Source organism: Gordonia sp. NPDC057258, assembly GCF_042668985.1.
Classification (GTDB): Bacteria; Actinomycetota; Actinomycetes; order Mycobacteriales; family Mycobacteriaceae; genus Gordonia; species Gordonia hongkongensis.
In genome coordinates this window covers 1-9,763 of the sequence record NZ_JBHUXZ010000064.1, presented here as the reverse complement: position 1 = coordinate 9,763, position 9,763 = coordinate 1, and the positions used below count along the sequence as shown (strand labels likewise).

8 protein-coding genes and 5 pseudogenes are annotated in these 9,763 nt (G+C 63.7%); 8 read left to right on the top strand and 5 right to left on the bottom strand.

Translation table 11 applies throughout. The annotated features are described in order from the left end of the window. The first annotated feature begins 164 nt into the window (after positions 1-164). Positions 165-1,088, top strand: coding sequence for an acyl-CoA dehydrogenase family protein (locus tag ACFUEJ_RS23965; RefSeq protein ID WP_014928945.1), 924 nt, complete (start codon positions 165-167; stop codon positions 1,086-1,088). Positions 1,089-1,155: 67 nt separating this feature from the next. On the opposite strand, the pseudogene ACFUEJ_RS23960 reads toward ACFUEJ_RS23965, so the two are convergent. Together ACFUEJ_RS23960 and ACFUEJ_RS23955 are read right to left on the bottom strand one after the other, a co-directional pair. Next, a pseudogene (locus ACFUEJ_RS23960) lies at positions 1,156-1,398 on the bottom strand (MMPL family transporter); the annotation flags it as partial. 4 nt (positions 1,399-1,402) lie between these two features. Beyond that, positions 1,403-1,528, bottom strand: a pseudogene (locus ACFUEJ_RS23955) (TetR family transcriptional regulator); the annotation flags it as partial. A 108-nt stretch (positions 1,529-1,636) separates the two neighbouring features. Between ACFUEJ_RS23955 and ACFUEJ_RS23950 the strand changes: the two are divergent. After that, a pseudogene (locus ACFUEJ_RS23950) lies at positions 1,637-2,112 on the top strand (PaaI family thioesterase). Positions 2,113-2,117: 5 nt separating this feature from the next. Here ACFUEJ_RS23950 and ACFUEJ_RS23945 read toward each other — a convergent pair. Then, positions 2,118-3,143: an AraC family transcriptional regulator gene (locus ACFUEJ_RS23945; protein ID WP_004020622.1), complete on the bottom strand. Its 1,026-nt coding sequence runs from the start codon at positions 3,141-3,143 to the stop codon at positions 2,118-2,120. Positions 3,144-3,242: 99 nt separating this feature from the next. Here ACFUEJ_RS23945 and ACFUEJ_RS23940 point away from each other — a divergent pair, with 99 nt between their 5' ends. The 6 genes and pseudogenes from ACFUEJ_RS23940 to ACFUEJ_RS23915 form a co-directional block, all read left to right on the top strand. Next, a complete protein-coding gene (locus ACFUEJ_RS23940; RefSeq protein ID WP_004020621.1) occupies positions 3,243-3,563 on the top strand; it encodes a 2Fe-2S iron-sulfur cluster-binding protein in 321 nt (106 codons plus the stop codon). A 26-nt stretch (positions 3,564-3,589) separates the two neighbouring features. Beyond that, a complete protein-coding gene (locus ACFUEJ_RS23935) occupies positions 3,590-4,981 on the top strand; it encodes a cytochrome P450 (RefSeq protein WP_004020620.1) in 1,392 nt (463 codons plus the stop codon). Continuing rightward, on the top strand, positions 4,978-6,177 hold the full coding sequence (locus ACFUEJ_RS23930; RefSeq protein WP_014928948.1) for an NAD(P)/FAD-dependent oxidoreductase: 1,200 nt from the start codon (positions 4,978-4,980) through the stop codon (positions 6,175-6,177). Before ACFUEJ_RS23935 ends, ACFUEJ_RS23930 begins: the two co-directional genes overlap by 4 nt. Continuing rightward, positions 6,174-6,845 (top strand): transglutaminase-like domain-containing protein, encoded by a 672-nt coding sequence (locus ACFUEJ_RS23925; protein ID WP_004020618.1) that lies wholly within the window; start codon positions 6,174-6,176, stop codon positions 6,843-6,845. Before ACFUEJ_RS23930 ends, ACFUEJ_RS23925 begins: the two co-directional genes overlap by 4 nt. Positions 6,846-6,956: 111 nt before the next feature. After that, positions 6,957-7,970: a BtrH N-terminal domain-containing protein gene (locus ACFUEJ_RS23920; protein ID WP_172622077.1), complete on the top strand. Its 1,014-nt coding sequence runs from the start codon at positions 6,957-6,959 to the stop codon at positions 7,968-7,970. A gap of 300 nt (positions 7,971-8,270) precedes the next feature. Then, positions 8,271-8,618 (top strand): annotated as a pseudogene (locus ACFUEJ_RS23915) (transposase); the annotation flags it as partial. A gap of 142 nt (positions 8,619-8,760) precedes the next feature. On the opposite strand, the pseudogene ACFUEJ_RS23910 reads toward ACFUEJ_RS23915, so the two are convergent. Next, positions 8,761-9,582: pseudogene (locus ACFUEJ_RS23910) on the bottom strand (IS256 family transposase); the annotation flags it as partial. Between the two features lie 31 nt (positions 9,583-9,613). Further along, the coding region (locus ACFUEJ_RS23905) for an IS3 family transposase (RefSeq protein ID WP_388032337.1) at positions 9,614-9,763 on the bottom strand (150 nt) is incomplete at its 5' end.

Below are 9,763 nucleotides of genomic sequence, written 5' to 3'. Positions count from 1 at the left end.
GGTCGACCCACACCGTCACCAGCTACCGTGAGAACCCGGTCCCCGCAAACGCTGGAACCAACTAACCGAGCCTCCAGCAAACCCGGGGCGATTCAGTCTTCGCAGTAATCCGCGAGATTGCCAAGGTCGACGGCTCGCTTGGCCACCTCTACGGATACCACCTCGTGTGTGCAGCCTTCATCGAACTCCTCGGCTCGCCGGAGCAGCGCGACGCCACTTACCGCCGCGTGGCGCAGGGTTCCTGGACGGGGAACGCGTTGAGCGAGAACAACAGTCACATTCTCGACTGGAAGGTGCGTGCAACCCCACGCGACGACGGTGGTTACGTGCTGAACGGGACCAAGCATTTCTGTAGCGGGGCGCTCGGATCCGATCTGCTTCTGGTGTTTGGCGTGGCGCAGGATGATGACTCACCCGAGCGGTCGGGAATTATCACAGCGGTCATACCCACCGACCGAGGGGGAGTGCGTCCCAACAATGACTGGAAAGCCCTGGGGATGCGGCGGACCGACAGCGGTACAACGGACTTCAAAGATGTTCAAGTGCTTCCGCACGAGGTGTTGGGGGCTCCGAACAGCGTGATCACCGACTTTTTCGGCTATAGGCGCGCCAGCCTATTCGGCCCGTTGGTGCAACTGATCTTCTCGCACGTCTACATAGGAATTGCCGCCGAAGCGCTGGACTCCGCTCGCGAATACACGCTGGAGCACGCACGGCCATGGACCCCTGCGGGGGTTTCTGAGGCCACGCAGGATCCATACGTAGTTCGGACCTTTGGAGAGCTTGCGATTAAACTACAAGGCGCTGACGCGGCGGCCCGCGATGCGTCGCACGCGGTACAGCGGATCTGGGAGAAGGGTGATGCTTTGGCACCCGCCGATCGGGCCTCGCTGATGGTTCAGGTGTCGGGGGTGAAGGTCTTGGCCACCGAGGCGGGTCTGTCTATAGGCAGCCGGATCTTCGAGGTCATCGGGGCGCGTGGGACACACCCGCGTTTGGGGCTGGACCGGTTCTGGCGCAACATCCGGACGCACAGCCTGCATGACCCGGTGGCCTACAAGATTGCCGACGTCGGCCAGTACTTCTAGAACGACCGTGATCCCGTCCCAGGCTTTACATCCTGACAAGTTCGACAACACACATCGGCGATCCCCCCACCAGGTCGCGGGCGGAAGCGACATCGGCGGTGGTGCCACGAAGTTCCTGGACAAGCTCGTCGTAGCGTGCACGCACCGTCGGGGTGAGGCCGCCACGGTTCTCCATGGCGATAAACGCCGTTGTCTTGGCGCCTTTCTCCCCGAACGCCGTGCCCATCCGGTCGAATGACTGAAACGACGGCACTCCCGCAGGGATCGGGTCGACCGACTGCTGCCGCACGACTGTCTCCAGCTGCGGGAACGCTCGTGACCGCCTCGACGGTGACAGCCTCCACTCCCCCGCTGCGCAGCAACACCGCCGTGGCGTCGAGCAGACGGTTCCGGGAACGAACCCGCCGCGGATCGACGTCGTCGAGGCCATTGATGCTCACCGCCACCAGGTCTCCTCACGCTGTTGGTCCAGCGTGGATGTGGCATTCTACCAACGATACCGTTGGTAGTGGTCTGCTACCGGCACGAGCATCGATTCGAGGACTGTGATGTCAGCACCCACCAAACTGCCCGCACACTCCCCATCGTGCAGGGCTGCGGGCCGGAGAATGCCAGCGGCCTGCAGCTCGAGGTGTACCGCGACGGCGACCGCGTTTTTGCCGATCACTCTTTCACCACCAAGCATTCCGGTGGACCAGGTTTGGCGCACGGAGGCGCTATCTCGGCCGCGTGCGACGACATCATGGGATTCACGCTGTGGATCGCCGGCACCCCGGCCGTCACGCGCACGTTGACCGTCAAGTACCGCCGACCGGTACCCCTCCACGTACCAGTACGTCTTACGGCGTGCATCGACGAGGACGCCGATCACATCCTGCACATCGGGGCGAGCGGGACTGTGGACGGCGAGACCTACTTTTCCGCCACCGGCGAGTTCGTGAAAGTCGATCTCATGCACTTCGCGCGCTACGCCGACACCTCCACGGTAGACAGCTTTTTCGTCAATCTTCTTCGCGCGGACTGACCTGCTCAGATGCCCGGCGCTGCCTGCCGATTCGCCGGTGCGCGGCGAAACCGCGTCGGGGAGCATCCGACCCACCGTGTGAACGCATGAGAGAAGCTGGCGGCGTCGGAGTACCCCAGTTCTGCGGCTATCTCGCCGACACCGATGCCCGGATCCAGCAGTCGCGCGGTGGCCCGTTCTTGGACGAACTGCTGCCGCAGGCGACGCAGGGTGGTGCCCTCGGCGTTCAGGCGTCGCTTGAGTGTGCTCACCGATATCGACAGCTCCGCCGCGATACGAGCACCGTCAGCGCGGGCAGGGTCGGCATCGAACTGTGCGCGGACCAGCTGCGTGTAGGAACTGGGCCTACGCTGTTCGTAGACGCGTCGAAGCTCGGCAATACCGATCCGGTAGGCCACGGGGTCGGAGAAACGGCACACGTCGTAGAGCACGGCAGCCGGTATGTGCACGAACGCCGCGGGCGCGTTGAAAACGATCCGATGGCCGATCTCACCCACGGCGATCAGGTCTGCCGGCGCCTGGCATGTCAGATGAAGCTCCACGGAGGGGACGGCACCGGCGAGCATGTCCACCAACCGCAGGACAGCCAGACCACCGTAGGTGACGGCGAAACAATCGGTGCCGGCGCTGTCGGTGCGCCCGGCCAGAGCGATCGTCAGTCCAGAATCTCCGTGCTGGAACTCGGTGCTCAGCGCGGTCGATATCAGGGGCAAGAACTGAAGCAGTTGAACAACTTCGACGACGGAACCCGCACTGACCAGCGGCAAACTGATGGGGCCGAACGAGGTGAGCTGAGCGTGCTCGGCGAACGCTACGCCCAACCGGAATCCCTGCTGGGAATCCATCGCCGGATACACCTCGTGAAACCACCGGACAGGCACTTGGCCCTGTCGCGCAATGACGACCGCGAGATCGACGCCCTCGCGGGCCATGATGCGTTCGAACGCTCGGGTCTCCGCCGCGCCCAAGGCGCCGCTGTCGAGGAGCTGGGCGAACGCCAGCGGCGGCATCCCCGACTCGACAAGGCTCATATGAGCCAAGTTAACAAGACATCGCGACGTCCGAACCTGGATCGACCACATTCGCCGCGCGCACACTCATCTCTACGACCCAGGAACAAGGAGGTGGCCATGGCCACGATCACCTACGTGACCCACGACGGCGAGGACTACCCCGCGCCGGTGATGCCCGGCAGGTCACTGATGCAGACCGCGGTCGACCAGGCGATACCGGGCATTGATGGCGACTGTGGCGGTGAGGCGGCATGCGGAACCTGCCACGTCGTCGTCGACAGCGCGTGGATCGACACCGTCGGCCACAGCACAGACGTCGAAGAAGGCATGTTGAGCATGCACCCCGAGCGTGAGGCCAACTCGCGGCTGTCGTGTCAGATGACCGCGCGCGAAGAGTGGGACGGGTTGACCGTTCACCTCCCCGAGTTCCAGTTGTGAAGTGAGAGAATGAGAGCGACTTTCAGATGAGCATTACCACCGCGATCGCCGAGAAGGCGCAGTCCATGATCCCGATCGATCTGCAGATCCGTGGCGCTCACGTCTATGACAAGACCCGCCGGATCGTCACCCGAACCGACGGCAAGAAAATCTTCACCGAGACCCCCATCCCGCCGGTCGAGGACGTCGAACTCACTGACATCGATCTGAGCAACCCATTTCTCTACCGACAGGGCATGTGGCGGTCCTACTTCGAGCGTGTGCGCAATGAGGCGCCCGTTCACTTCCAGCCCCGCAGTCCCTTCGGGCCGTTCTGGTCGGTCACTCGACATGCCGACATCATCGCTGTCGACAAAAACCATGAAGCGTTCTCCGCCGAACCGTTCATCATCATCGGTCGGCCCCCGCGTTTCATGGATATCGCGATGTTCATCGCCATGGACCCGCCGCGGCACGACAAGCAGCGCGCCGCCGTCCAGGGAGTCGTCGCACCGAAGAACCTGCGCGAGATGGAGGGCCTCATCCGGTCTCGCGTCCGGGAAGTCGTCGAGGAGCTACCGCTCGACGAACCGTTCGACTGGGTCCAGACCGTGTCGGTCGAACTGACCGCGCGGATGCTCGCGACATTGCTCGACTACCCCTACGAGCAGCGCCACAAACTCGTCCAGTGGTCGGATTTGGCCACGTCGATGGAGCAGGCCAACGGCGGACCATCGGACAACGACAAAGTTTTCCGCGAGATGGTCGCGATGGCACAGGGCTTGAGTGCGCTGTGGCGAGACAAGGCCGCGCGGACCGCGGCAGGCGAGGAGACCGGATTCGACCTCATCACCATGCTGCAGAGCAACGAGGACACCAAGAACCTTCTCGACAATAGCCCGATGGAGTTCCTCGGGAACCTCGTGCTGCTGATCGTCGGCGGCAACGACACCACCCGCAACTCGATGAGCGGCGGAGTGCTGGCTCTCAACGAGTTTCCCGAGCAGTTCGAGAAACTCAAAGCCAATCCGGATCTGATTCCCAATGCGGTGTCGGAGATTATCCGGTGGCAAACCCCGCTGGCATACATGCGTCGGGTCGCCAAGAAGGACGTGATGCTCAACGGTCAGTTCATCCGCGCAGGTGACAAAGTCGTCATGTGGTATGCCTCCGGCAACCGCGACGAGCGAGTGTTCGACCGCCCGGACGAGCTCATCATCGATCGGTCCAACGCTCGCAACCACATCGCGTTCGGTTTCGGTGTGCACCGTTGCATGGGAAACCGTTTGGCCGAATTGCAGTTGCGCATTCTCTGGGAAGAACTTCTCGAGCGCTTCGACGACATCGAGGTGGTCGGTGATCCGGAGTACGTGCAGTCCAACTTCGTTCGTGGGATCAGCAAGATGATGGTCCGTCTGACTCCCAAGCCGGAGACGTGAGTACTGATCGGGTCGTGATCGTCGGCGCAAGCCACGCGGGCGCACAGCTGGCGGCCAATTTGCGCAAGGAGAAGTGGGCTGGGGCCATCCTGCTGATCGGCGACGAGGGCCGCCTGCCGTATCAGCGGCCGCCGCTGTCCAAGGCATACCTGGCTGGCGATTGCCATCTCGACGATGTCGCGATTCGGAGCCGCCAGTTCTACGACAAGCAACGGATCGAGCTCGTCGACGGGACCGTGACCTCGATCGACCGTGCCGAACGAACCGTCACTCTTGGCAACAACGACGCGGTGTCCTACTCGAAGTTGGCCCTGTGCACCGGCGCTCGAGCTCGCGCACTGCCGGTCCCCGGCGCCGACCTGCCGGGCGTGCACTATCTGCGCACCGCCACCGATGTCGAGGCCATCCGCGCCGCCGCGGTCCCGGGTTCGCGGGTCGTCATTGTCGGCGGCGGGTACATCGGCCTGGAGACAGCGGCCTCGCTTCGAACCCTGGGTGTCGAGGTCACCGTCCTGGAGGCGGCAGGACGCGTACTCGAACGTGTCACGGCGCCCGTCGTGTCGGAATTCTTCGATCGAATTCACCGCGAGAAGGGTGTCGAGGTACGGACCGACGCAATGGTCGAAGGGTTCCGCGGCGACGAACGAGTCGACGGCGTTGTCCTGTCCGGGGGGGAGACGCTGGCCGCTGACCTGGTCATCGTCGGCGTCGGCGTCATTCCGAACACGGAGCTCGCAGCAGCTGCGGGCATCGACGTCGAAAACGGCATCCTCGTCGACGACCGCGCTCGTACCAGCGATCCTGACATCGTCGCAGCCGGCGACTGCGCCAACCACCGAATCGAGCGGTACGGGCGACGTGTTCGTCTCGAGTGCGTGTCCGCAACAACCGAGCACGCCAAGATCGCGGCGGCCACAATCTGCGACAACACAACCGGTCGCGCCGCACTGCCATGGTTCTGGTCCGACCAATACGACCTCAAACTCCAGATCGCCGGGCTCAACACCGGATACGACGAGGTGCTGGTCAGCGGCAACCCCGCCCATGGCCGCGACTTCACCTGCTACTACTTAACCGCCGGAGAACTGATTGCAGCTGACTGCGTCAACAGACCCGCTGACTTCGTGACCGCCAAGCGCGCCATTGCACAACGAGCGCCGATCGTCAGGTCCGAATTGATCGGAGCGGCCCCATGACCACATCACCGACAAATGCGGTCAGCCCGGCGGCGCTGACGGGTTCACGCTTCCTCGACATCGAGCACGCCACCGTCGCAACCTTCACACGCGAAGCCGTCGGCAACGCGACCACCGACAAAGACAAAGCCGGCCGCCTGTTCACCGCGGTGCGCGACGCCATCCGCTACGACCCGTACACCGTCTCCAACGACCCAGAGCACTACCGGGCCAGCCATGTAATCGAATCCGGGCGTGGATACTGCGTCCCCAAGGCCGTCGTGCTTACCGCCGCATTCCGCGCCGCCGGGATCCCAGCGCGGCTAGGCTTCGCCGACGTCCGTAATCACCTCCAAACGGGCGCCCTACGTGAGCTGATGGGAACCGACGTCTTCGTCTATCACGGGTACAGCCACGTCTACATAGACGGACGGTGGCTCAAGGCGACACCCGCGTTCAACTCGGAACTGTGCGCGCGGTTCGGAGTCGCCCCGATCGACTTCACCGGCGACAGCGACGCGTTGCTCCACGCTCACTCCGCGGACGGCTCAACACACATGGAGTACGTCCGCGAAAGAGGTGTGTACAACGACCTGCCTCTCGACAACATCCTGGTGGCTCTCAAAGAGGCCTATGGCCCTCTTATACTCACGCAGCGTGCGACGTCACTAGATGCATTCCACGCCTAACCCGGTCTGCCTCAGTCGTCGGCCCGGCAATCGACAATTTTCGTACCGCCTCAACACAGGAGGATCGTGTCAGTGTCCGGCCCCTCGATGATCGACCCCTACCCGCACCGAATGGGTGGCCACTGTGGGTCCGGTGCGATGCGAGACCTCATGGAGTGGACCGGGCTCGGTTACGACGGCCCACCCGACGAGGGCCTCGTCTTTGCCCTCGGCGGAGCCCTCTCCCTCACCTACATTCGATCAAAAGCGCTGATGCCACCCGTGTACTTAGTCGGACGAGGACCTGATTTTGAGATCGACCTCCCCCGCCGTCTGGGCGGCACCGTCGAGGTGCTTGCCACAGACGACCCGGCCGAGGGTTGGGAGAACCTTCGTGGCGAGATCGATCAGGGACGCCCTGCACTGGTCTGGGCGGAGATCGCAGAACTCCCCTACCTGCGGGTCCAGTTGCGCATGAGCCGCCACGACATCGTTGTAGTCGGCTACGACGAGACGCAAGGCGTCGCGTACATCGCCGACAACGATCGCGAAGACCTTCAACGCGTCCCACTGGACGCACTCGCACGCGCGCGCCGCTCGACCTCCTTCCCGGAGCCAACCCGACACACGCTGTTTCGTATCAATTGGCCACAGACGCCACCTTCGATTCTCGAGGTGGCCGCACAGGCATTCGCACAATCCGCAGCGAGCCTGAGCACCCCAGGCGCATCGACGATCGCCGGGCCCGCAGAACACGGGTCACACGGCCTCGACGCTGCCAGCGCGCTCGCATCCGACGTCTGCAGCTGGGGAGCCCTGTCGACCGACGACCTCGAGATGCATTTATTCAGCCTCGGCGCCTTCATCGAGAAAGCGGGGACCGGCGGCGGCCTGTTCCGCCGACTGCTGGCACAGGGCTGCGACGAAATCGCGCGCCTCACCGGCGATCACGCCACCGCCATCCTTGCAGCCAACGCCCACCATGCGGCGACATCCTGGACTGCAGTCGCACGCGCAGCAGTACAGAAGGATCACGCCTCATCCGAGCGGCTCCGATCCGTCACAACCCTCGCGGCGGCTCTACCCGAGGCGGAAACGACCCTGGAGGCGTCACTACGAAAGGCCGCAGCATCCTTGTCAGGCTAACCGGCCTGTCGCGGCAAGTCCGCGAGGAGGACGCTAAGCAGGGCCGCCGCGTTCACACAAACGCACGCAGGAGCATTACCATCAGCAGGACGCCGGTTCCCGCTGACCCGGGTCCTGTGACATCGACAGGAGGCAACCGGGAAGCCTGCAGTTCTTCTCGCAGCGTCACGTATCCTGGCCTTCGACCACGCCACCGTGCAGGCGTCCACCCGTGATGCTACCGGCGACGCGGACAACGATCGAGACATGGCGCGGAGCCACTTTGCCGCGGTGCGAAACCAGATCCGCTACGACCCCTACACAGCAGCCCGCATCCTCCTCGAAGTCGGCGACGGTTCAGCATTCGCCACCGCAGGCCACCTGGCCGCCTACGCCGGCATCGCACCAGTCACCCACCGATCCGGCACCTCCATCCGTGGCGAGCACCCCGCCCGATTCGGAAACCGCAAACTCAAACGAGCCTTCTTCCTCTCCGCGTTCGCCGCACTGCACGACCCCACCAGCCGCGCCTACTACGACCGCAAACGCGCCGAAGGAAAGAAACACAACGCCGCCCTCATCTGCCTGGCACGCCGACGATGCGACGTCCTCTACGCGATGCTCAAGCACAGCGAGCCCTACCGAACCCCAATCGCTTCAGCTGCTTGACAAACCCATAGGGACACCCCCCGTTCTGGACGACCCCCACCCAGCGTCTCACGCACGCTCACCACGAGCTCGGCGGGAATCGGGCCCCGACGGGTCTGTCCGATATTCGGTGTAAGCGGCGGTTTTCCGATTGCTCGGCGGGTCAGCGTTCTTCGGCTGCGGGCATACGATCGGCGAACGTGATGGCCGGGGCGTTGAGCGCTGGCTTCCAGCGTACGGCCCACTTCGTCTGACCGGTACCCTTCGGGTCCAGCGACCGGGTGACCAGGTAGAGCGTTTTGAGTGCGGACTGCTCGTTCGGGAAGTGTCCTCGAGCGCGCACCGCACGCCGGTAGCGGGCGTTGAGACTTTCGATCGCGTTGGTGGAGCACAACACTCGCCGTATCTCGACGTCGTAGTCAAGGAACGGGATGAACTCCTCCCACGCGCTCTCCCACAGGGTCACGATCGCCGGGTACGGCGTGCCCCATTTCTCGGCGAATTCCTCCCACCGCGCCCGGGCGTCAGCGGCGGTCGGCGCGGTGTAGATCGGTTTGAGATCGGCGCTGATCGTGTCCCAATACTTGCGGGAGGCGTACTTGAAGGTGTTGCGGATCAGATGGATGATGCACGTCTGTACCGTGGCCAACGGGAACGCGGCAGATACACTGTCGGGCAACCCTTTCAATCCGTCACACACAACGAAGAAGATGTCGCGGACACCCCTGTTCTTGAGGTCGGTGAGCACCGCCAGCCAGAACCTGGCCGACTCGCCGTCGCCGTCGCCGGCCCACATGCCGAGGATGTCTTTGTGCCCGTCGAGATCCACCCCGATCGCGGCGTAGATGGGCCGGTTACGCACCTGCCCATCCCGGATCTTGACCATGATCGCGTCGATGAACACCGCCGCGTACACTTTCTCCAGCGGGCGTGCCCACCACGACACCATCTCTTCGATGACCCGATCCGTGATTCGGGAGACGGTGTGAATCGCCCCGGGTTTGCTGGAGGCTCGGTTAGTTGGTTCCAGCGTTTGCGGGGACCGGGTTCTCACGGTAGCTGGTGACGGTTTGGGTCGACCAGTAGGCGCTCTCGTACTCGACGGGTGGGACGTGTCCGATCTCGCCGTGCAGGCGGCGGTGGTTGAACCATTCGACGTACTCAGC

What these genes read in the sequence shown, in the direction of transcription:
- ACFUEJ_RS23945 (WP_004020622.1), bottom strand. Translation starts at nt 3,143, where the DNA reads ATGAGCCTTGTCGAGTCGGGGATGCCGCCGCTGGCGTTCGCCCAGCTC.
- ACFUEJ_RS23940 (WP_004020621.1), top strand. Translation starts at nt 3,243, where the DNA reads ATGGCCACGATCACCTACGTGACCCACGACGGCGAGGACTACCCCGCG.
- ACFUEJ_RS23935 (WP_004020620.1), top strand. Translation starts at nt 3,590, where the DNA reads ATGAGCATTACCACCGCGATCGCCGAGAAGGCGCAGTCCATGATCCCG.
- ACFUEJ_RS23925 (WP_004020618.1), top strand. Translation starts at nt 6,174, where the DNA reads ATGACCACATCACCGACAAATGCGGTCAGCCCGGCGGCGCTGACGGGT.
- ACFUEJ_RS23920 (WP_172622077.1), top strand. Translation starts at nt 6,957, where the DNA reads ATGGGTGGCCACTGTGGGTCCGGTGCGATGCGAGACCTCATGGAGTGG.